Annotated in this window: 20 protein-coding genes and 1 tRNA gene; 14 read left to right on the top strand and 7 right to left on the bottom strand. The window is 48.8% G+C overall.

Annotation, left to right across the window (positions count from 1 at the left end; all coding sequences use genetic code 11):
- Window positions 1-30 precede the first annotated feature (30 nt).
- The gene (locus tag OGV94_RS04120) at window positions 31-774 is read left to right on the top strand and encodes an SDR family oxidoreductase (protein ID WP_043017511.1); all 744 of its coding nucleotides are present in this window, start codon (window positions 31-33) and stop codon (window positions 772-774) included.
- A 94-nt stretch (window positions 775-868) separates the two neighbouring features.
- Here the strand turns inward: OGV94_RS04120 and bglA are convergent, their stop codons facing one another.
- Window positions 869-2,302: a 6-phospho-beta-glucosidase BglA gene (gene bglA / locus OGV94_RS04115; protein ID WP_043017510.1), complete on the bottom strand. Its 1,434-nt coding sequence runs from the start codon at window positions 2,300-2,302 to the stop codon at window positions 869-871.
- Between the two features lie 119 nt (window positions 2,303-2,421).
- A complete protein-coding gene (locus OGV94_RS04110; protein WP_008785744.1) occupies window positions 2,422-3,150 on the bottom strand; it encodes a MurR/RpiR family transcriptional regulator in 729 nt (242 codons plus the stop codon).
- Window positions 3,151-3,202: 52 nt separating this feature from the next.
- On the opposite strand from OGV94_RS04110, the gene yqfB reads away from it, so the two are divergent.
- Entirely contained in the window at window positions 3,203-3,514 is a 312-nt protein-coding gene (yqfB, locus tag OGV94_RS04105; RefSeq protein WP_043017509.1) for a N(4)-acetylcytidine aminohydrolase, read from the top strand.
- 163 nt (window positions 3,515-3,677) lie between these two features.
- Window positions 3,678-4,337, top strand: a complete 660-nt coding sequence (gene trhA / locus OGV94_RS04100; RefSeq protein WP_043017508.1) for a PAQR family membrane homeostasis protein TrhA — start codon at window positions 3,678-3,680, stop codon at window positions 4,335-4,337.
- A 91-nt stretch (window positions 4,338-4,428) separates the two neighbouring features.
- Here trhA and ygfZ read toward each other — a convergent pair whose 3' ends face one another.
- The gene (gene ygfZ, locus OGV94_RS04095) at window positions 4,429-5,409 is read right to left on the bottom strand and encodes a tRNA-modifying protein YgfZ (RefSeq protein ID WP_286522676.1); all 981 of its coding nucleotides are present in this window, start codon (window positions 5,407-5,409) and stop codon (window positions 4,429-4,431) included.
- A 256-nt stretch (window positions 5,410-5,665) separates the two neighbouring features.
- Between ygfZ and sdhE the strand changes: the two genes are divergently transcribed.
- Complete coding sequence (gene sdhE / locus OGV94_RS04090) at window positions 5,666-5,932, top strand: FAD assembly factor SdhE (protein WP_016154349.1); 267 nt, start codon at window positions 5,666-5,668, stop codon at window positions 5,930-5,932.
- Complete coding sequence (locus OGV94_RS04085; RefSeq protein WP_043017506.1) at window positions 5,913-6,320, top strand: protein YgfX; 408 nt, start codon at window positions 5,913-5,915, stop codon at window positions 6,318-6,320. Before sdhE ends, OGV94_RS04085 begins: the two co-directional genes overlap by 20 nt.
- 99 nt (window positions 6,321-6,419) lie before the next feature.
- On the opposite strand, the gene fldB is transcribed toward OGV94_RS04085, so the two are convergent.
- On the bottom strand, window positions 6,420-6,941 hold the full coding sequence (fldB, locus tag OGV94_RS04080; RefSeq protein WP_181634333.1) for a flavodoxin FldB: 522 nt from the start codon (window positions 6,939-6,941) through the stop codon (window positions 6,420-6,422).
- Window positions 6,942-7,054: 113 nt separating this feature from the next.
- Here fldB and xerD point away from each other — a divergent pair, with 113 nt between their 5' ends.
- The 5 genes from xerD (at window position 7,055) to lysS (ending at window position 13,144) form a co-directional block, all read left to right on the top strand.
- Window positions 7,055-7,951, top strand: coding sequence for a site-specific tyrosine recombinase XerD (gene xerD, locus OGV94_RS04075; protein WP_003825519.1), 897 nt, complete (start codon window positions 7,055-7,057; stop codon window positions 7,949-7,951).
- Between the two features lie 23 nt (window positions 7,952-7,974).
- Window positions 7,975-8,688, top strand: coding sequence for a bifunctional protein-disulfide isomerase/oxidoreductase DsbC (gene dsbC / locus OGV94_RS04070; protein ID WP_075145662.1), 714 nt, complete (start codon window positions 7,975-7,977; stop codon window positions 8,686-8,688).
- Window positions 8,689-8,693: 5 nt separating this feature from the next.
- On the top strand, window positions 8,694-10,427 hold the full coding sequence (recJ, locus tag OGV94_RS04065; protein WP_047408916.1) for a single-stranded-DNA-specific exonuclease RecJ: 1,734 nt from the start codon (window positions 8,694-8,696) through the stop codon (window positions 10,425-10,427).
- 91 nt (window positions 10,428-10,518) lie between these two features.
- A protein-coding gene (gene prfB, locus OGV94_RS04060; protein ID WP_096878465.1) for a peptide chain release factor 2 occupies window positions 10,519-11,617 on the top strand; the annotation gives its coding sequence in 2 pieces (ribosomal slippage) (window positions 10,519-10,593 and window positions 10,595-11,617; 1,098 coding nt in all).
- 9 nt (window positions 11,618-11,626) lie between these two features.
- Complete coding sequence (gene lysS / locus OGV94_RS04055) at window positions 11,627-13,144, top strand: lysine--tRNA ligase (protein WP_005123357.1); 1,518 nt, start codon at window positions 11,627-11,629, stop codon at window positions 13,142-13,144.
- 85 nt (window positions 13,145-13,229) lie between these two features.
- On the opposite strand, the gene idi is transcribed toward lysS, so the two are convergent.
- Window positions 13,230-13,778 carry an isopentenyl-diphosphate Delta-isomerase gene (idi, locus tag OGV94_RS04050; RefSeq protein ID WP_043017502.1) on the bottom strand — a complete coding sequence of 183 codons (549 nt, stop codon included), beginning with the start codon at window positions 13,776-13,778 and terminating at the stop codon, window positions 13,230-13,232.
- 166 nt (window positions 13,779-13,944) lie between these two features.
- Between idi and actS the strand changes: the two genes are divergently transcribed.
- The 3 genes from actS to OGV94_RS04035 all read left to right on the top strand — a co-directional run bounded on the left by actS (window position 13,945) and on the right by OGV94_RS04035 (window position 16,211).
- Window positions 13,945-14,703: an amidase activator ActS gene (gene actS, locus OGV94_RS04045; RefSeq protein ID WP_043017989.1), complete on the top strand. Its 759-nt coding sequence runs from the start codon at window positions 13,945-13,947 to the stop codon at window positions 14,701-14,703.
- Between the two features lie 79 nt (window positions 14,704-14,782).
- Window positions 14,783-14,856: transfer RNA gene (locus OGV94_RS04040), tRNA-Gly, on the top strand.
- A 164-nt stretch (window positions 14,857-15,020) separates the two neighbouring features.
- Complete coding sequence (locus OGV94_RS04035) at window positions 15,021-16,211, top strand: tyrosine-type recombinase/integrase (RefSeq protein ID WP_286522673.1); 1,191 nt, start codon at window positions 15,021-15,023, stop codon at window positions 16,209-16,211.
- A gap of 609 nt (window positions 16,212-16,820) precedes the next feature.
- On the opposite strand, the gene OGV94_RS04030 is transcribed toward OGV94_RS04035, so the two are convergent.
- Both OGV94_RS04030 and OGV94_RS04025 read right to left on the bottom strand, forming a co-directional pair.
- Window positions 16,821-17,501 (bottom strand): alpha/beta hydrolase family protein, encoded by a 681-nt coding sequence (locus tag OGV94_RS04030; protein WP_286522671.1) that lies wholly within the window; start codon window positions 17,499-17,501, stop codon window positions 16,821-16,823.
- A gap of 397 nt (window positions 17,502-17,898) precedes the next feature.
- Entirely contained in the window at window positions 17,899-20,877 is a 2,979-nt protein-coding gene (locus tag OGV94_RS04025) for an autotransporter outer membrane beta-barrel domain-containing protein (protein WP_286522669.1), read from the bottom strand.
- A gap of 736 nt (window positions 20,878-21,613) precedes the next feature.
- On the opposite strand from OGV94_RS04025, the gene OGV94_RS25190 reads away from it, so the two are divergent.
- A complete protein-coding gene (locus tag OGV94_RS25190; RefSeq protein ID WP_502874119.1) occupies window positions 21,614-22,156 on the top strand; it encodes a hypothetical protein in 543 nt (180 codons plus the stop codon).
- Window positions 22,157-22,225 lie beyond the last annotated feature (69 nt).

The raw sequence follows: 22,225 nt of genomic DNA, 5'->3' as shown, positions 1-22,225 counted from the left end.
CTCCCGGCTTTTTCATATCTGGAGGTATCCATGGGAATCGCACTTGTTACGGGTGGTAGTCGCGGTATTGGTCGGGCAACCGCGCTGCAGTTAGCGCAAGAGGGTTACACGGTGGCCGTTAATTTTCACCATAATATTCGTGCTGCAACCGAGGTGGTGAATATCATTGCCGCTGCCGGGGGAAAGGCGTTTGCTCTGCGGGCTGATATCAGCGATGAAAGTCAGGTTGGGGCGATGTTTGAGTCCATTGACCGCGAAGGGGAGCCGCTGACTGCGCTGGTGAATAATGCCGGGATTTTGTTTGAACAGAGCACGGTGGAAAGCCTGACTGCCGAAAGAATCAACCGCGTACTGGCAACCAATGTTACCGGCTATTTTTTGTGTTGTCGGGAAGCGGTAAAGCGCATGTCGTTCAAACATGGAGGGCAAGGTGGGGCGATTGTGAATGTCTCTTCGGCAGCGTCAAGGCTTGGCGCCCCTTTCGAATATGTTGATTACGCGGCCTCAAAAGGCGCAGTAGACACGCTTACCACCGGCCTGGCGCTGGAGGTTGCGGCGCAAGGGATCCGCGTGAACTGTGTGCGACCGGGTCTTATCTACACTGAAATGCACGCGTCTGGCGGCGAGCCGGGAAGGGTTGATCGTGTGAAATCCTCGTTACCTATGCAGCGCGGCGGACAGCCGGAGGAGGTCGCGCAGGCGATTACCTGGCTGCTGAGCGAGAAGGCGTCATATGTGACGGGGAGTTTTCTGGAACTGGCTGGCGGGAAGTAGAGATTTATTTGCCGGATAGTGCTGTGCTTATCCAGCCTACGGGCGCATAACCTGTAGGCTTGATAAGATGCTTACGTCGCCATCTGGTAAAAAATCACAGATTCTCGCCGTTGCTGGCAATGACCTCTTTGTACCAGTTAAAACTTTTCTTGCGTGAACGCGACATATCGCCGGTGCCGTCGTCGTGTTTGTTCACGTAAATAAAGCCGTAACGTTTGCTGTACTGGCCGGTGGTGAACGAGACGCAATCGATGCAACCCCACGGCGTGTAGCCCATCAGGTCTACGCCATCATAGGTCACCGCTTTCATCATCTCTTCAACGTGGGCGCGCAGGTAGTCGATGCGGTAGTCATCGTGGATGCTGCCGTCTTCTTCCACTTTGTCGTAAGCGCCAAATCCGTTTTCAACGATAAACAGCGGCTTCTGATAGCGCTCGTACAGTTCGCATAACGCGTAACGCAGGCCGACCGGATCAATCTGCCAGCCCCAGTCGGATGCTTTTACGTGTGGGTTCGGCACGCTGCCCTCAAAACCGGAAATGGCATCGCCGCTGCCGCCTTCCGCTTTTACCGCGTTGGTCATGTAGTAGCTAAATCCGAGATAGTCGCAGGTGCCTTCTCGCAGGATTTGCTCATCGCCAGCTTCCATTCGGATGTTGAATTCGCGGCGCTCCCATTCGTTCAGCACATAGGATGGATAGTAGCCGCGCAGTTGAACGTCGGTGAAAACGTAACGCTCACGCATAGACTCCTGGGCGAACATCACATCTTCAGGCTTACAGGAGTACGGGTACAGTGGCACCATCGCCAGCATGCAGCCGACTTTCATTTCCGGGTTGATGCGACGTGCGGCTTTCACCGCCAGAGCGCTGGCCACGAACTGGTGGTGCAGCACCTGGTACATAGTTTCTTCCGGGTTTTCATGCTCGGTATACACCACGCCGGAGCAGCAATAACCAAACAGTGGCGCGCGCCAGTTTCGCTGGTTGTTGATCTCGTTAAAGGTCATCCAGTACTTGACCTTGTGTTTGTAGCGCTCAAAGACCACTTCAGCAAATCGGGCAAAGAAATCGACGACTTTACGATTGGTCCAGCTACCGTACTGCTGGACCAGATGCAGCGGCATTTCAAAGTGAGAAAGGGTGATGACCGGCTCGATGTTGTACTTAAGCAGTTCATCAAACATGTCGTCGTAGAACTTTAGTCCTTCTTCGTTTGGCTGGGTTTCGTCCCCTTGAGGAAAGATGCGGGTCCAGGCGATTGACGTACGGAAGCATTTGAAGCCCATCTCGGCAAACAGCTTAATGTCTTCTTTGTAATGACCGTAAAAATCAACGGCTTCGTGGTTGGGATAGTACTTACCTGGCACAACTTCCTGAGTGATTTCCCGCGGAATGCCGTGTGCGCCACCGGTCAGTACGTCGCAAATGCTGGGGCCTTTACCACCTTTGTTCCAGCCTCCTTCAACCTGGTGCGCCGCCACCGCACCGCCCCATAAAAAATCTTTTGGTAAGGTAAGTTTTTTCATCTGCGTCAGTCTCAAATTAATACAATCTGATTTTGAGTCTAACAAAGGAAAGATAAATGTCACGCTATAACAAAATAGCGTTAATGTGATTTGTTACATCAAAAAAACAGATTGTTTTTTTACGCTATTCTTTTCGCCAGCTTGCGGCCAAGTGATTCCAGAATATAAATAACAGGGATTTGCGTGGTTATATCGTATACCCCGGCAATGCGCGTTTGTGGAACGTGCCAGGAGAGGTTAAAGTCAGCGAGTTTCGCCAGACGCGAATGTTCATGGCTGGTGACCGACAGGACCTTACAGTTGTGCAGGCTGAACTGGCTGGCAAAACGCAGGATCTCTTCTGTTTCACCAGAAACGGAAAGCACGATCGCCAGCGCATTTCTGGCCATGTCATTCGTTACCGGGAAATAAGGGTCATCAATGTGATTACTGAATTTTCCGACATTTGAGAAAAAACGTGCGCCATATTTGGCTAAAGCTCCGGATGTTCCCGCTCCGACGAATATAATACGTTCGGAGGATAATATAATATCAACAGCCTGATCGAGCAGATTATCGAACTCGTCGTTATTGACGCCTTTAAAGAAGCTGATGATTTCGCTGGCACCGAAATTAGCCTGTTGCGGTTCATTCTGCTCTAAATATAATTTGAAGCGTACGCGAAATTCTGAGTAACCTTCACACTTAAGCTTGCGGCAAAAGCGCAGCACGGTGGTTGTAGAAACGCCCACGGCATCGGCCAGTTCGCGAATGGTCATGTACATGACTTTGTCACGATTTTTGATGACATAGTTGTAGACCAGCATCTCAAGATTGTTGAGACTGGCGATGGCAGCGTGGGAGAACATACTCACAATGGCAAAACTCACTCATCAGACTTCATCTACAGGGAATAATAACATGCAGCCAAATGACATCACTTTTTTTCAGCGTTTCCAGGATGACATTCTGGCCGGACGCAAAACCATCACCATTCGTGACGAGTCCGAATCACACTTCAAAACCGGTGACATTCTACGGGTTGGACGCTTTGAGGATGAGGGATACTTCTGCACGATTGAGGTTGTTGGCACCTCAACCGTTACGCTGGATACGCTGACGGAAAAACATGCCCAGCAGGAAAATATGACGCTTGAAGAACTTAAACATGTCATTGCTGAGATTTACCCGGATCAAACGCAATTTTATGTGATTGATTTTAAATGCCTTTAATTATAAAGGTACGCCTGTTAGCTGAAATTATAAAATTAACATAATGATTTTTATGGGTTAATTTTTATCTGGGAATTATTTTAGCTAACAGGTGTTCACTGGAACCATTCTCAGTTACGCTAGAGGAGCAATCACGATAGTGCACGTTTCTCGGGAGTAAGTTATGGTTCAGAAGCCATTAATCGCGCAGGGATATTCGCTGGCAGAGGAAATAGCCAACAGCATCAGTCACGGTATCGGGCTGGTGTTTGGGATTGTCGGACTGGTGTTATTGCTGGTCCAGGCAGTGGATACCAACGCCAGCGTTATGGCGATAACCAGCTATAGCCTGTACGGCGGCAGCATGATCCTGCTGTTTCTCGCCTCAACCTTGTATCACGCGATCCCCCATCAGAGAGCGAAAGTCTGGCTGAAAAAATTCGACCATTGTGCGATTTATCTGCTGATTGCCGGGACCTACACACCATTTCTGCTGGTGGGACTGGATTCGCCACTGGCACGTGGGTTGATGATTGTTATCTGGAGCCTGGCGCTGATCGGTATTTTATTCAAACTGACCATTGCGCACCGGTTTAAGGTTCTCTCACTGGTAACCTACCTGACAATGGGCTGGCTATCACTGATTGTGGTGTATCAACTGGCGGTTAAACTGGCTGCAGGGGGCGTGACGTTGCTGGCCGTTGGTGGTGTGGTGTATTCGCTGGGCGTAATTTTCTACGTTTGTAAGCGTATTCCATACAACCATGCTATCTGGCACGGCTTTGTGCTGGGCGGCAGCGTTTGCCACTTTCTGGCGATTTATTTGTATGTTGGACAGGCGTAACCCTTGATTCCGGATGGCGGCTAACGCCTTATCCGGCCTACAAAATGTGCCTGTAGGCCGGATAAGCGTAGCGCCATCCGGCGTTAATCTTTTACTCTTCCAGTGAATACGGCAGCGGCACAATATGCAGCGTTTTCGCGTCGTCACGAACGCGGAACACGCTGTCGGCTTCCATATCGTTATTCATCACAACCTGCACCAGTATCTGACCATCAGCCAGTTGCACCGCGGCGAGTACGGTGCCGGTACGGCGCCAGTTCTCGCCCATTTTCAGCTCCAGGTCTTCACCTGCTTCTGGTACCCGACTGGCCGCACCTGCCAGAGTCCACATGGCGCGTTTGTTGGCTCCGCGGAATTTTGCGCGAGCAACCATTTCCTGACCGGTATAGCAGCCTTTTTTAAAACTGATCCCGCCCAGTGCCTGTAGATTGGTGGCTTGCGGAATAAACTGCGCGCTGTTGGCAGTATCAATAACAGGAATACCTGCTTCGATATCCAGCGCCAGCCACTGCTGGCTGTTATTTAACTCCGCTTCACCGCGCAGCTTCTCTACCAGGGTTTCCGCCGTTGCAACATTAACGATCAGCAGGAAACGCTCAGCAGGATGTTCGAACCACAACAGGGTGGAAGAACCGTCAGTAATAACCTGTTTATCGCTGTTTGGTAATTCGCTAAAGAGATTGGCCAGCGCCGCACGCGACTGGAACCCCGCTACGCCCAGCAGTACTCGCTCGTCGTCCGGGGCAATCGCCACCTTCGAGAAAACCGCATATTTTTTCAGCTCAGTGAGCTGCGCATCACGCAGGCTACGGCGCTCAAGCCATGCAAAACCGTCACCCTGGCGGAACAGACGCAGGTTGCTCCACATTTTACCTTTGGCGTCACAATGTGCAGCCAACAGGTGCTGATGCTCGGTCATCTGGCTGACATCCGCCGTGACCTGACCCTGAATATACTTCTCACTGTCGACACCGGTGATGGTGGCGAGCGCCCAGTCATCGAGCGTCATTAGCGTCAGAGGCAAACGCGTTGACGCGAAAGGCTGGCGAGGAGGAAAAGATGTAAAAGCCATAATAATGTCCTGATTTGCTTAACGCAGTGATAATGACTAATGGTAAAAGAGCTATGGCCCATTGCAAGCGGTTTAAACAGGCTATTTGTGCCATATATTAAGCTTTGCGAGGAGACATCCAAAAATGCTGAATCCTTTGACTTAATGCGGTTTTATTTAGCGAACACGCTTCCGTTTAATGATATTCCCGTAAATGTGCGGGAAAAACACGTTACAATAGCGGGATACTTCGTTTTCGCGAGACAGGGAGAAGAACATGGATATTAACAACAAAGCGCGTATTCATTGGGCATGCCGTCGCGGTATGCGCGAGTTGGACATCTCGATCATGCCGTTTTTCGAACATGAATACGACAGCTTAAGTGACGAAGAAAAACGTATCTTTATCCGTCTGCTAGAATGTGATGATCCAGACTTGTTTAACTGGTTGATGAATCATGGGAAACCAGCTGATGCTCAGTTGGAGCAGATGGTGCGACTTATCCAGACACGGAATCGGGAACGTGGTCCAGTGGCAATCTGATTTACGCGTTTCATGGCGCGCGCAATGGCTTTCGCTGCTCATTCATGGGCTGGTGGCGGTATTCATTTTATTGATGCCCTGGCCATTGAGCTACACCCCATTATGGCTGGTTCTGCTCTCTCTGGTGGTGTTCGATAGTGTCCGAAGCCAGCGCCGAATTAACGCCTGTCAGGGCGAGATTCGGCTGTTGATGAACGGTCGACTGCGCTGGCAAGGGCAAGAGTGGTCTATTGTTAGCGCACCCTGGATGGTCAAAACGGGCATGATGCTGCGTTTGCGTTCCGATGTCGGAAAGCGTCAGCATTTGTGGCTGGCGGCAGACAGTATGGATGATGCTGAGTGGCGGGATTTGCGACGGTTAATACTGCAACAGGCGAAGCAGGGATAACGTCGATAAATGCCTGGTGGGGCGCAGCTTTAAGGTCTCGGTTCGGTCAATAAAGTAGGCCGGATATGGCGTATACGTCAGGATCCGGCAAAGTGGTTATCAGGACCAGTGTTCGGCCATTTCACCAAGAATTTGCTCGCACCAGGCCTGAATGCGTTCATCGCTGAGATCGTACTGATTTGTTTCGTCCAGCGCCAGGCCAACAAACAGCTGTCCATCGGCAATGACGGGTTTATCGCTGGTGAATTCATAGCCTTCGGTTGGCCAGTAACCAACAAATTTTACGCCCTTGGTGACCAGCTTATCATGCAGCATACCCAGCGCATCCAGGAACCATTCGCCGTAACCCAACTGATCGCCCATACCGTAAAGCGCAACGATTTTGCCCTCCAGGTTGAGGTCGTCCAGTTGCTCCCAGACTGCTTCCCAGTCCTCCTGAATTTCACCGAAATCCCAGGTCGGGATGCCCATAATGAGCACGTCATACTGCTCCATTAAGCTCGGGGAATCATCTTTGAGGTTGTGCAGTGTCACCAGTTCGGGACCCAGGATATCGCGGATTTTTTCTGCTGCCATTTCGGTGTAGCAGGTGCTGGAACCGTAAAAAAGACCCATGTTCATGACGTAAACATCTCAATTCTGCTGTAGCGTTGCGGGTAGTGTAACAGAATCGCCGCATTCTCGGCACAATGAGGCATAATGCATCAAAAATGAGAGTGGATTAAGGGGCGCGAGTGGAACAGGATCTGGCGCGCATCGAGCAGTTTCTTGATGCCCTGTGGCTGGAACGAAATCTGGCGGAAAACACATTAAGTGCGTATCGTCGCGATCTGACCATGCTTGTCGAATGGCTACATCACCGCGGCGCTTCGCTTGCGACTGCGCAGAGTGATGACCTGCAAGCATTGCTGGCTGAACGGATGGATGGGGGATATAAAGCCACCAGCTCCGCACGCTTGCTCAGTGCAACGCGGCGTTTTTTTCAGCATCTGTACCGTGAGAAATATCGCGAAGATGACCCCAGCGCCTCGCTTGCATCACCTAAACTTCCGCAGCGTCTGCCCAAAGATCTCAGTGAGGCACAGGTAGAACGACTGCTGCAGGCACCGCTCATCGAACAACCGCTGGAGCTTCGCGACAAAGCCATGCTGGAAGTGTTGTATGCCACGGGCCTGCGCGTGTCTGAACTGGTGGGGCTGACGATGAGTGACGTCAGCCTGCGTCAGGGCGTGGTCCGGGTGATCGGTAAAGGTAATAAAGAGCGCCTTGTCCCGTTAGGTGAGGAGGCGGTGTACTGGCTGGAAACGTACCTGGAACATGGTCGTCCATGGTTGCTCAACGGTGTATCGATTGATGTGCTGTTTCCCAGCCAGCGGGCGCAACAGATGACCCGTCAAACGTTCTGGCATCGTATTAAACATTATGCTGTGTTGGCTGGAATCGACAGCGAAAAGCTGTCTCCGCACGTCCTGCGGCACGCGTTTGCCACCCATCTGCTCAACCATGGCGCTGACCTGCGCGTGGTGCAGATGCTACTGGGGCATAGCGATCTCTCGACAACGCAGATTTATACTCATGTCGCAACGGAGCGCTTGCGGCAACTACATCAACAGCATCACCCGCGAGCGTGAGTGCTGACAGGAAAGGATAGGTTATGAAAAAACGTTTTATGATGTTCACTCTGCTGGCGACGGCGTTTTCCGGCATGGTACATGCAGACGATGCGGCGATTCGCCAGTCATTAGCGAAGCTGGGCGTTCAGAGTACCGAGATTCAGTCAGCTCCGGTTGCGGGTATGAAAACGGTACTGACCAATAGCGGCGTGCTGTACGTTACTGAAGACGGTAAACATATTATTCAGGGACCGATGTATGACGTGAGTGGCGCAAGCCCGGTAAATGTCACCAATCAGCTGCTAATGAAACATTTGAACGCGCTGGAGAACGAGATGATCGTCTACAAAGCGCCGCAGGAAAAACACGTCATTACCGTTTTCACCGACATCACCTGTGGCTACTGCCACAAGCTGCATGAAGAGATGAAAGATTACAATGCGTTAGGGATCACCGTACGCTATCTGGCCTTCCCTCGTCAGGGACTGGAAAGCCAGGCCGAGCAGGACATGAAGTCTATCTGGTGCGCAAAGGACAAAAACAAAGCCTTTGACGACGCCATGGCTGGCAAAGATGTGAAAGCGGCGACCTGTGATGTGGATATCGCTAACCACTATGCGCTGGGCGTCCAGTTCGGCGTCAGCGGTACGCCAGCGATTGTGCTGAGCAATGGCTACGTAGTGCCAGGCTATCAGGGCCCGAAAGAGATGAAAGAATTCCTCGATGCGCATGCAAAACAAACCAGCGGTAAATAATTCGCGTGAAACAACAGATACAACTTCGTCGGCGTGAGGCCGACGAGACCGCCGAGCTACCTGCTGACTTGCCGCCATTGCTGCGCCGTTTATACGCCAGTCGCGGCGTGCGCAGCGCGCAGGAGCTTGAGCGTAGCGTGAAAGGCATGCTGCCGTGGCAGCATTTGAACGGCGTCGAAAAAGCGGTAGAGATCCTCTATAACGCCTTTCGTGCGGGAACCCGCATCATCGTGGTCGGTGATTTTGATGCCGATGGCGCCACCAGTACAGCGCTCAGCATCCTGGCAATGCGCGCGTTGGGCTGCAGCAACGTTGACTACCTGGTGCCTAATCGTTTTGAAGACGGCTATGGCTTAAGCCCGGAAGTGGTGGATCAGGCTCATGCTCGTGGCGCTCAACTGATTGTCACCGTAGATAATGGCATCTCGTCCCATGCGGGGGTTGAACATGCCAGAACGTTGGGGATCCCGGTCGTTGTGACCGATCACCACCTGCCAGGGGACACGCTGCCGGGCGCTGAAGCGATTATCAATCCTAACCTGCACGATTGTGAATTCCCATCTAAATCGCTGGCAGGCGTTGGCGTGGCCTTCTATCTGATGCTGGCGCTACGCACCTTCCTGCGTGACAAAGGCTGGTTTGATGAACGAGGCATTACGCCGCCGAACCTGGCGGATCTGCTCGATCTGGTCGCGCTTGGCACGGTGGCCGATGTGGTCCCGTTGGATGCCAATAACCGCATTTTGACGTGGCAAGGCTTAAGCCGTATTCGTGCCGGAAAGTGTCGCCCGGGTATTAAAGCGCTGCTGGAGATTTCCAATCGCGATCCACTCAAATTGGCTGCCAGTGATTTAGGTTTTGCCCTCGGGCCCAGACTGAACGCGGCGGGGCGCCTGGACGATATGTCCGTTGGCGTGGCGCTGTTGCTGTGCGACAACATTGGCGAAGCGCGCGTGTTGGCTAATGAGCTGGACGCACTCAACCAGACGCGCAAAGAGATAGAGCAGGGTATGCAGGCCGAAGCGCTGACCCTGTGTGAAAAGCTGGAACGCAGTAGTGATATGCTACCGGGCGGTCTGGCGATGTATCATCCCGAGTGGCATCAGGGGGTGGTGGGGATTCTGGCATCGCGTATTAAAGAGCGCTTCCACCGTCCGGTGATTGCGTTTGCTCCTGCCGGTGACGGTACGCTGAAAGGCTCCGGGCGTTCGATTCAGGGGCTGCACATGCGCGATGCGCTGGAGCGCCTGGACACCCTTTATCCGGGCATGATCCTCAAGTTTGGCGGTCACGCCATGGCGGCGGGATTGTCGCTGGAGGAGGCGCAGTTTGAACGTTTTCAGCAGCGTTTCGGCGAACTGGTAACCGAGTGGCTGGATCCCGCTTTACTGCAGGGCGAAGTGGTGTCAGACGGACCTTTGAGCGCGGCGGAGATGACCATGGACGTCGCGCAAATGCTGCGTGATGCCGGGCCGTGGGGGCAAATGTTCCCTGAACCGCTGTTTGACGGGCATTTCCGTTTGCTCCAGCAGCGTCTGGTCGGTGAGCGTCATCTGAAGGTGATGGTCGAGCCTGTTGGCGGCGGTCCACTGCTGGACGGTATTGCGTTTAATGTCGATACCACCTGCTGGCCGGACAACGGTGTTCGTGAAGTTCAGCTTGCCTACAAACTGGATATCAACGAGTTTCGCGGCAACCGCAGCTTGCAGATTATTATCGACAATATCTGGCCAGTCTGACGAATTTAGTGTGTATAAAATTGAGCCGGGATCCGGTACAATCCCGCTCTTATAACCGCATTTTGACTAGTCCAATAAAAGAAATCAGACAATGTTTGAAATTAATCCGGTAAATAACCGCATTCAGGACCTCACGGAGCGCTCTGACGTTCTTAGGGGGTATCTTTGACTATGATGCCAAGAAAGAGCGTCTGGAAGAAGTAAACGCCGAGCTGGAGCAGCCGGACGTGTGGAACGAACCCGAACGCGCTCAGGCGCTGGGCAAAGAGCGTTCCTCCCTTGAGGCCATCGTTGATACGCTCGATCAGATGAGCCAGGGCCTGGAAGATGTCTCCGGCCTGCTGGAACTGGCTGTAGAAGCCGACGACGAAGAAACCTTTAACGAAGCCGTAGCAGAACTCGATACGCTGGAAGATAAGCTGGCCCAGCTGGAATTCCGTCGTATGTTCTCCGGTGAATATGACAGCGCAGATTGCTATCTCGATATTCAGGCTGGCTCCGGCGGTACGGAAGCGCAGGACTGGGCGAGCATGCTGATGCGTATGTATCTGCGTTGGGCTGAAGCGCGCGGCTTTAAGACCGAAATTATTGAAGAATCTGAAGGTGAAGTGGCGGGTATTAAATCCGTGACCATCAGAATTGCTGGCGAATATGCTTACGGTTGGCTGCGTACTGAAACCGGCGTACACCGTCTGGTTCGTAAGAGTCCGTTCGACTCCGGCGGTCGTCGCCATACGTCGTTCAGTTCTGCGTTTGTTTATCCGGAAGTTGACGATGATATTGATATCGACATCAACCCGGCGGACCTGCGTATTGACGTTTATCGCGCCTCTGGTGCGGGCGGTCAGCACGTTAACCGTACGGAATCTGCGGTGCGTATTACCCACATCCCGACCGGGATCGTGACGCAGTGTCAGAACGACCGTTCCCAGCACAAGAACAAAGACCAGGCCATGAAGCAGATGAAAGCGAAGCTTTATGAACTGGAAATGCAGAAGAAGAATGCCGAGAAACAGGCGATGGAAGACACTAAGTCAGATATCGGCTGGGGTAGCCAGATTCGTTCTTATGTCCTTGATGACTCCCGCATCAAAGATCTGCGTACCGGGGTTGAAACCCGCAACACGCAGGCGGTGCTGGATGGCAGCCTGGATCAATTTATCGAAGCAAGTTTGAAAGCAGGGTTATGAGGAACCAACATGTCTGAACAACACGTACAGGGCGCTGACGCGGTAGCCGACCTTAACAATGAACTGAAGACGCGCCGTGAGAAGCTGGCGAGCCTGCGCGAGCAGGGGATCCCATTCCCGAACGATTTCCGTCGCGATCATACCTCAGACCAACTGCATGCTGACTTTGACGCGAAAGAAAATGAAGAGCTGGAAGCGCTGAACATCGAAGTATCCGTTGCTGGCCGTATGATGACCCGCCGTATTATGGGCAAAGCATCATTCGTTACGCTGCAGGATGTTGGCGGTCGCATTCAGCTGTACGTTGCTCGCGACGATCTGCCGGAAGGCGTCTACAACGAGCAGTTCAAAAAATGGGATCTGGGCGATATCCTCGGCGCGAAAGGTAAGTTGTTCAAGACCAAGACTGGTGAGCTGTCTATTCATTGCACCGAGCTGCGTCTGCTAACCAAAGCGCTGCGCCCGCTGCCGGATAAATTCCACGGTCTGCAGGATCAGGAAGCGCGCTATCGTCAACGCTACCTGGATCTCATCTCTAACGATGAATCCCGCAACACCTTTAAAGTGCGTTCACAGATTATGGCGGGTATCCGTCAGTTCATGGTGGGTCGCGGCTTTATGGAAGTAGAAACCCCGATGATGCAGGTGATCCCAGGCGGTGCGGCAGCGCGTCCGTTTATCACTCATCATAACGCGCTGGATCTGGACATGTATCTGCGTATCGCGCCGGAACTGTACCTCAAGCGTCTGGTGGTTGGCGGCTTCGAACGCGTTTTCGAAATTAACCGTAACTTCCGTAACGAAGGCATCTCTGTTCGCCATAACCCAGAGTTCACCATGATGGAACTCTACATGGCTTATGCGGACTACAAAGATCTGATCGAGTTGACCGAATCACTGTTCCGTACGCTGGCGCAGAACGTTCTGGGCACCACCGAAGTGCCTTACGGCGAAGAAGTCTTCGACTTCGGTAAGCCGTTCGAAAAACTGACCATGCGCGAAGCGATTCAGAAATACCGTCCGGAAACCAATATGGCCGATCTGGATAACTTCGACTCTGCAAAAGCGATTGCTGAATCTATCGGCATCAAGGTTGAGAAGAGCTGGGGTCTGGGCCGTATCGTGACCGAGATCTTTGAAGAAGTTGCGGAAGCGCACCTGATTCAACCAACCTTCATTACCGAATACCCGGCAGAAGTTTCTCCGCTGGCGCGTCGTAATGATGAAAACCCGGAAATCACCGATCGCTTCGAATTCTTCATCGGTGGACGTGAAATCGGTAACGGTTTCAGCGAGCTGAACGATGCGGAAGATCAGGCGCAGCGTTTCCAGGATCAGGTTAACGCCAAAGATGCGGGTGATGACGAAGCGATGTTCTACGACGAAGACTACGTTACCGCTCTGGAACACGGCTTGCCGCCGACTGCGGGTCTGGGTATTGGTATCGACCGTATGGTTATGCTGTTCACCAACAGCCATACCATCCGCGATGTGATCCTGTTCCCGGCGATGCGACCGGTTAAGTAAGATGTGAAATGCCGGATGGTGGCTGATGCCTTATCCGGCCTACTATTTATTATGTAGGCCAGGTAAGCGTCGCCCCATCAGGCAGTCAATTCCTGTTGGCAAACTTGCGCAGTAATTCTCGCGCCTTATCGTTTGCAACCTGTAATACCATCCATGGGCTAAAAGCCCACGGCGTCGCATCAATTCCGCTTAAGACATCCTCAAGATTGCCCCACTGGCAATCCATCACTTCATCTGGGTTTAGCTGTAGCTCACTGACGATCTGTGCGGCATAAACCGGGCATACTTCGTTTTCCACTATTCCACTCGGGTCCGCAGCGCAATAACGAAAATCAGCATACACGGGGCTGAGCGCGTCAATGTCTACACCCAGTTCGAAGCGAGCCCGGCGGACAATAGCGGCTTCGGTACTTTCACCCAACTGCGGGTGACCGCAGACAGAGTTGGTCCAGACGCCTGGCCAGGCTTTTTTATGCAGTGAGCGGCGGGTCACCAGCAGTTGTCCCTGGTCGTTAAATATCCAGCAGGAAAACGCAGCGTGCAGAGGCGTTGTGGCGGTATGCGCCGCATACTTTTCCAGTGTTCCACAAGGCTGGTCCTGCTCATTCAATAATATGACATGTTCCTGTCGCATAGCATCCACCATCAATCTTAAGCACCCATATTATATGCTTAATTAAGTCATAATGATTAACAGAGGGTGTGAAATGCCAGCGTCGACGTCTCGTTGCGCGATATGATTTGGCTTCCGGTTTCTGGCTGCTATGATAAAGCGTCTGAAAATGTTGCGAGGTATTGTTTTGAGTGCAGGACGCCTGAAGAAAAATGGCCTGAGTATCGCGATGCTGCTGTGTGTCGGTCTGCTGTTAGCAGGGTGTTCCGGGAGCAAGTCGTCTGATACAGGAAGTTATTCCGGCTCCGTGTATACCGTGAAGCGAGGTGATACGCTATACCGTATTTCGCGCGCCACCGGGACCAGCGTGAAAGAGATCGCCCGCCTGAATAATATTTCACCGCCCTATACCATTGAAGTAGGACAAAAGCTAAAAGTTAGCAGCGGCGCGAAATCCAGTTCTGGCTCTGGCAAAGCAACCAAAAAATCCGCAACCAAAACGGCGGCGGTCAGACCATCTTCTTCTGTGCCGCAGTCGTCGTGGCCGCCAGTGGGGCAACGCTGTTGGCTGTGGCCCGCCAGCGGTAAAGTGATCCTGCCTTATTCAACCGCGGACGGCGGCAATAAGGGCATTGATATCTCAGCTGCGCGCGGTACGCCGATTTATGCGGCCGGAGCGGGGAAGGTGGTTTATGTCGGCAATCAGCTGCGGGGTTACGGTAATCTCATTATGATTAAGCACAGTGAGGATTACATCACTGCGTATGCGCATAATGACACCATGTTGGTGAACAACGGTCAAAACGTGAAAGCCGGGCAGAAGATCGCGACGATGGGCAGCTCGGATGCGACTACGGTGCGGCTGCATTTCCAGATCCGCTACCGGGCGACAGCTATCGATCCGCTGCGTTATTTGCCGCCGCAGGGCAGTAAACCAAAATGCTGACGGTGAATTAATCGCCAGTCAGTCGGTTAGTCCCTTGCCAAGAAGAGCGTAAGGTTTATAATCCCTTACGCACTTCAATGCGGGCGTAGTTCAATGGTAGAACGAGAGCTTCCCAAGCTCTATACGAGGGTTCGATTCCCTTCGCCCGCTCCAAACTTAACTCGTCTGAAGTCTACCAAACTCAATTTTCCCTTGATAAATCAGCAGTCATAGCATTCTATTAGTCATTCGAACTCAACAGTACTCCCTCTGGGTCAAGCTCAATGTGGGGGTATAGGTGGGGGTATAATTATACCCCCTACTGAGAGGTACCCCCAATGAAGCTGACTGCTCGTCAGGTTGAAACTGCAAAACCTAAAGATAAACCCTACAAACTCGCTGATGGCGGTGGTCTTTACTTGCTGGTTAATCCCAACGGCAAAAGATACTGGCGTCTCAAATACCGTTCACTAGGTAAAGAGAAGCTGCTCGCTATTGGCGTTTACCCTGATGTTTCTTTAGCTGAAGCCCGAAGAAAGCGTGAGGATGCTAAAAGAACATTAGCGACTGGCAACGATCCCTCTCTTGAACGAAAAATTGAGAAACTAAGTCGTCAACAAGACGCTGAAAACTCGTTTGAGGCTATCACGAGGGAGTGGTATCAGCGTCGCTATGACCGCTGGTCTGTGTCCTATCGTGAAGAGATGATGAGAACTTTTGAGAAAGATGTATTTCCTTTTATCGGTCACCGGCCAATCAAAGATATCAAGCCGATGGAGTTGCTTGCAGTTCTTTCAAAGATAGAAGCACGAGGGGCAACAGAGAAAGTCCGCAAGGTTCGTCAGCGTTGTGGAGAGGTCTGGAAGTATGCCGTTGTGACTGGGAGGGCTGAGTACAATCCAGCTCCTGATCTAGCCAGCGCCGTGACTCCTCATGAGAAAGAGCATTATGCATTTTTAACCCAAGATGAATTGCCTGAGTTTCTTCAAACTCTGAACACCTATGCCGGTAGTGTGCTTGTTAAGATTGCGATGCAATTGCTTATTTTAACGGGAGTAAGGCCTGGGGAGTTGAGGCAAGCGGAGTGGCAGGAGTTTGATTTTGAGAAAAAGGTTTGGAATGTACCAGCGGAACGCATGAAAATGCGCCGCCCTCATCTGGTCCCATTATCAAGCCAGGCAATTGACCTGCTTAACCAGCTTAAACCCATGACAGGTGCAGGAGCGTTGTTGTTCCCAGGGCGTAATGATCCTAAGAAACCGATGAGTGACATGGCATTGACTGTGTTGGTCAGGCGTATCGGCTATGCCGGGCGCGTTACAGGGCATGGCTTCCGCCACACGATGAGCACCATTCTACATGAGCAGGGATTTAACTCAGCATGGATTGAAACTCAGCTTGCGCATGTTGATAAGAATGCAATTCGCGGGACATATAACCATGCACAGTATCTGGATGGGCGTAGGGAAATGATGCAGTGGTATGCGGATTATATTGATAAGCTGGAAGGTACAAATATCGCAGCATAAAAGCTCAGCCCATAAAAGGGCTGAGTCTCAGCGTGTTTATTCTTTTTTTTTGTTAATTAACAAAATTCACTGATTTACTCAACCATATCAATGACCAGAAAGTGTTTAGATTATCCGTTGTGATTCACTATGATCAATTAAAAGCAACCGGCTTTCTTTGCTGACGAGCAATCCGTTCTGCCAGAAAGTGTCATCATCTTGCCACTCCTAAACACGACAATGGATTGAGCTTGATGAGCAAATACCTATGGGATTTACAAAACTCTACTAAAGTCCTGTTCTGAGCACAAAGAAAATGGCGTTCATCGGGCACAATTATCCACGTACCTGCGATGTGTCTCAACGGACGATTGATCTTACACTCCAGGAGTTGGGGGCTATTTTCTTCCAGAGCTCATCGTTAATCTAACATTTGTTGCCTGATATACTTACCTAAGAAACTATCTCAGCACAGAGTAAATAAATAGCAATCTATTTTGGGATAGACACTAAAACCATTCGGGATCAGCATGTATTAAATATTCCTGTGAACATGTTTTTCCGCGAAGTATCTACAGGCATATCGACCCCGAACAAGGATCGATATGAATGCCTGCGGCGGTACTCACCTCAAATAACAATCCTGTTGTCATTTAGAAATTTTTTGATCATATCTACGGTGACAATGTCTGTTTTATATACTTCTGAAATCAAATCAGATGATTTATGTTTCATGCTGACTATACCTGCCATGCAATTTTCGTTACGTATAAAAACTGAACTTCCACTGACACCTTCCCTGTAAAACCCAGTAAGACCATTAGACCCAGTTAGCCCTTTGTACATAAAGATAGAATCAGGGGAGGCATAAGAACCGGAGATGTTATTATACATTCCAGAGGCTACCCAAACAGGTTCTGCGGGGGAGAGCATTGAGTCACACAGTTTTACTTGCCATCTGTCAGGAGATTTTATTTTTGTTTCCGGCTCGATTACCAGGACGGCTAGGTCTGTAATGTTCGGTTTTTCAATGGCATATATTTTTGCCGTATAATCACGAGATTGATAGTGCACAGTTAATTTATATCCTGGCTTTACGCTACTCCATAGATGTGAGGCTGTGATTATGTATTTATCATTTAACCAAGTGCCCGAACCTGATATAATTTCATTTCCTTGTTGAATATCAACCCTGACAATTGCATCCATAAATTTCGATGTATCCTCAAAGGTCAGTTGATTATCTTTTTGAGCCGAGTAAGAACAAGCCGAGAGAATGAAGACAGTTAAAATTAATGCTGTGCTTTTCATACGAAATGATTTCCTTAAAATTCATTATCCTGAAATTAAGTTGCAGTGTATCTATATAAACAATCATATAGTACCTCATTGAATTGGAAAATCATCAACTTTAATCTATTCTCCTAAAAAAGATACATCATTGATGATGCCAGGTATCGTCACTAAGTTTAGTACAAATATAGCCTTTGTATAAGTTACCGCTCATAAGAGAAGAAAGTGGAAAATCAACATCAAAGATGTGAAACTGGCTCAGTCCGCTAAGTGCTAACGTTGAGATATTGTTTTTAGGATACTGAATCGCTGCGGGTTCAATTGAACCCGCAGTTGCCTGTCAGAAAAAGTATTAAATATCGCTACATCGAGACAATTAAGAATAACGCAGTCTCAGGGAGTAAATTGTTTACGTTCAGAAGTTATACTTCACGCCAATCATAGCCGTGCTGTCGTTATAACCTTTATCACCGACCTGCGTTCCCACGTTGCCCCATAGGTTCAGGCGTGAATTGATTTGCCCTTCTACACCCACTTTCACTTCACCGATGTTACGTGCTCCAGCTTGGTTGATACGGACATCATCCATCTTCGTGCTGAAAGCGTGTGTATTATGCAGCCAGTTAGCTTCGATAAACGGCTCGAAGGTGCGACCTTTGTCTTCGTCCATGGCATGATGACTCTTCAGATAAGCACGCATACCTAAACGGGTCTGTACGTTGCCATCCCCCTCGCTGCTCACTCGCGTACCATTGTCTTCGCGATGTTTATCTGCCTCTACGCCCATCCACGTAGCCTGTGCCTGTGGCTGAATAAACCATTCGTTAAGCGTTCCTTTGCTGCCCGTAAATTCTCCCATTTTCAGGGTGTAGCCCGTTTCTAGTGACGCTGTCAGCCCTTTAGATTTATAGGACTCGCTGGCCAACCCCCTACCGTTTACATGGTTATTAAACCAACTATATTGCAGCCAGCTATCTACATATAACCCGCTCTTATCGGCATCATTAGCAAACCATGTTCCGTAAACCCCAGCGCTGTAGCCACTGATAGAACCTTTAGAATCATAGCCGGTGACTGACGAATGGGTTTGACTGTGGCTGTTGGCATAACCTGTCATTAGCCCCAGATGGCCGCGGTTTAAACCATCCGTTGACCACTGAGCCACATCGCCACCCAACTGAGCCACATAGCTATTGCTTTGTGTTTTCAGTTGACCACTACTATCACGCCAGTTGTTATGCCTACCGACCTGACGTAGCCACAGGCTCGTGACTTTTTTCTCGCCGGTCAGCGCGTCGATATATTGGGTTTCACCCAAGCGGTCGTGTAGACGCGTGTTAAACAGAGTATTGGCGGCTGCCAGGTTCCCAATGTAACTTGCGGCTTCGGGTCTGACTTTATGATCTGGAGTTGGGCTCGGAGTTGGGTCCGGAGTTGGTTCAGGACCTGGTTCAGGAGTTGGCTCAGGAGTTGGCTCAGGAGTTGGCTCAGGAGTTGGTTCAGGAGTTGGCTCAGGAGTTGGTTCAGGAGTTGGTTCAGGAGTTGGTTCAGGTACATAGCTGCTCAGGTACCAGTTATTGCCTTTTTTTATAAGATCATAATCATATGCTCCGGCAATGATGCGGTCTTTTTTGTGAAACAAACCATCAGAAAGACCTTTTACATCTATGATTTCTATACCATTAAGCGTCGAATCGCCTTGTCCACCTATGTTCCTGACAGAAACCATAGTCTGGCCTGACGTGTTTCCATTAACAACCAGTTTATCCGAAAGAGAATTATCATCCTCAAGGACAGCATTGAATATGATGGTGGCTTTCTCTTTATCGTCTGCTCCTGTGTAATCGCCATCAATCGTCAACACATTACCTGCGGCAGAATCAGTGCCACCCAGGTTAATCACACCGCTTTTGAACTCCAGATCGCTTAGATTCGAAGATGATGTCATGTCCCAACGTGAATTATCATTCATGGTCAGATGAGCAAGTGAATGCTCACCTTCTAACTTCACATTGCCGGCCCAGACAGCGTTATTCAGACTGATGTTTGTTACAGCATCATCATTTTCAGATGTAACTAAAATATCACCGGACAGATTACTTTTGTCTGCTATCAGATTTAAATAAGAGTCCCCCCCTGAAGATGACTGTTTAATCAGATATGAGTCAGAATAAAGTAAAGAACCGTTGGTAATATTTATATCTGATCTGGAATGTCCTGAGTTGAAAATAGTACCTTGCCCGACATTTATTTGTGAGCTATCGATCAATGTGGATGAGTAGTGTTCAGTTCCGTCTGAAGATGTTTTGTAATACACTCCTGTACCACCTTCAGTCGTGACGACAGAGTTTTTAAGAGTTAAGGATGTCCCATTCCATATTTCAAATCCTGTATATTTATCACTATATTTTAGTTCAAGGCCATCCGCAGTCATTGTCTCAGGAATCTCATCATCCCAGATGTACAACCCTGCCACCTGAAAAACAACTCCACTTCCACCAGTTACCTCAAAATACGAATCCTTAATGTTTAAAAATGATTCATATCCATTTAATGTAGCTACATAATTTCTTATGTTTTCAAGGCCTTTAAAATAATATCTGGATGCAGATGTCTCTGCTGTGCCGCTGGTGATGTGGAAAATTCGCTCTCCATTCAGGCTGGAGATATCTGAAGTGTCAATGTTGATATACCCGTCTCCGTAAGGAGAGAATATAGCCGTATATCCACTGTTGCTGTATTTACTTGGGTCTACCAGGGAAGTTACTTCAGAATTTGATAGATATATTCCTGTTCCTGTGCCGTCAAAGCTGCTGTTGAACCCCCATGAGTAATCACCACCAGACAGAACATCCTCAATCTGAACTGTTGAATCTGTGATTTTTACCAGGCCTCCACGATTGTTTACTATATTTCCATTTTCTGTTGTAAGTGTTGAGCGAATTATATTATTAACAGAGCCGGATAAGCTGTATAAAAGGTTACTTTTTTGAAAGTAATCCTGGTCAGAGTTTTGATTGGCTCTTAAATTAATGGATGAATCAGATATATTAATTTCGCCATTGCTACTATTGCTTAGTAGACTTTTACCAGAAAGACCATAACTGTATTCTATGACGGAACCATCGGTAATATTCAATGTTGCTCCACTGGCTACATTCATACCGTATCCAGTGGAGCTCTGGTTGATATTAACATCAGAATGGTTTATTGACAGTATTCCCCCATTGTTTATTTTTATGGAGTCATCCGGGGCATCTGTAATGTTTAATTGCTGATCTTTTATTGATTCATCATCATCAATAACTATGTTATTCGCCATCGCGGTCGACGGACTTAGAGCTATAAAACTTAGCGATATGACCGTACTGATCGTTTTCTTCTTAAATCTCATTGTTGTCGTTCACTCTATTTTCTGGAGATGTATTGAGTAATGGCAGGGTGATGTGCCACATATACTCATTTATATGATTCTTGCTGGTTAAGAAAATAATTTTGAGTGCTTCACCCAAACATGTTGCATATCTAAGTTGCTATATCTTGGATAAGATGAGCTTTCAGTACTTATAGAGATACAACGTAGCCTGCTCCATTGTATATCAATGACCATAGGGATAATTATCATAAATGGCACGATGTCAAGTACCTATGCCTCATTCTCTCAACCATGCTATCACTGTATTACAACTCTATATTTAAAGTAAAATTTTTTTAATCAAGCATAATAATCACCAATATAATAACATATGTTATTAATTTTAAATTTCAGTATTTAAAGTAAAATTAATATGTTACAAAATATTTCAATACAATAAATTCAGAAGGTTCTCTGTTGCTTTTTTGAAACATTAAGAAACTAAACAGTAACGAAGTAAAGCTATGATATTTAATGAATATTTAAAGCATGTGAAGTCGGTTTTAGATCGCCATCGACGATCGATTAGACTTTTTTGATAATTAATAACTATCAAAATATTGCCATTGATCAGTTTTGACGATCGGTTGCAATTGTGTAAAATTGCGGTGCGTTATTTTTTTTTGATCTGCATTTTTTTTCTTAAAATTGTCTCGCCGTTCAAGGAACGTCGGATATATGACAAAACAGCGTGACAAAAACAAAGTCAGGACTGATGATTATGAATCAGGGATTACTTTCAATATCTTCTTCAACCAGTTGGCCTGAAAATGATTTCTATTTTCGGTCAGGGGTTTCTTCCTTTTATGCCAGATTAAAACCTCGAAAAGAAACCAGGAAATATTATTTTTTGAATCTGAACGGAAGTCATCTCAGGAAATTCTTACAGGATTTCCCTGAGATCAACAGTGATTCCATTGTCATTATTTCCACTCCCCGCCTGATGCCTCTTGCTAATTTTTGGCTAATGGAGAGTTCACGGGTTTGCGCTGTATTCGAATCATACGTATCCATAGATACAATAGTTTCTGTCCTGAACGGTGTTGGATATTCAGGTAAATTCACCAGAATAATTCCCTGGATGCGGTGTAACCTTTCAGCAGGGGATGTTCTTCTACTAAAGCATTATCTCGAATCAGGGAATATGAGTTATATGCATAGCCAGCATAATCGAGCCTATTCCACCATTCAGTCATGGAAGACAAAGCTTGCAAAGAAATTCAATGTCAGAAAGCTCGAATATCTGTTGCTGAACTGACCCCTCTTTCGACCACCGAATTGAACTGACCTGCCATCTGCGGATGGCTTTTTTTGTGGAATTTATCCT

It is taken from the genome of Citrobacter sp. Ce006 (assembly GCF_030336535.1).
In the GTDB taxonomy this organism is placed as follows: domain Bacteria; phylum Pseudomonadota; class Gammaproteobacteria; order Enterobacterales; family Enterobacteriaceae; genus Citrobacter; species Citrobacter europaeus.
The sequence above is the reverse complement of the archived record's forward strand: the minus strand, read 5'-3'. Positions and strand labels throughout refer to the sequence as shown.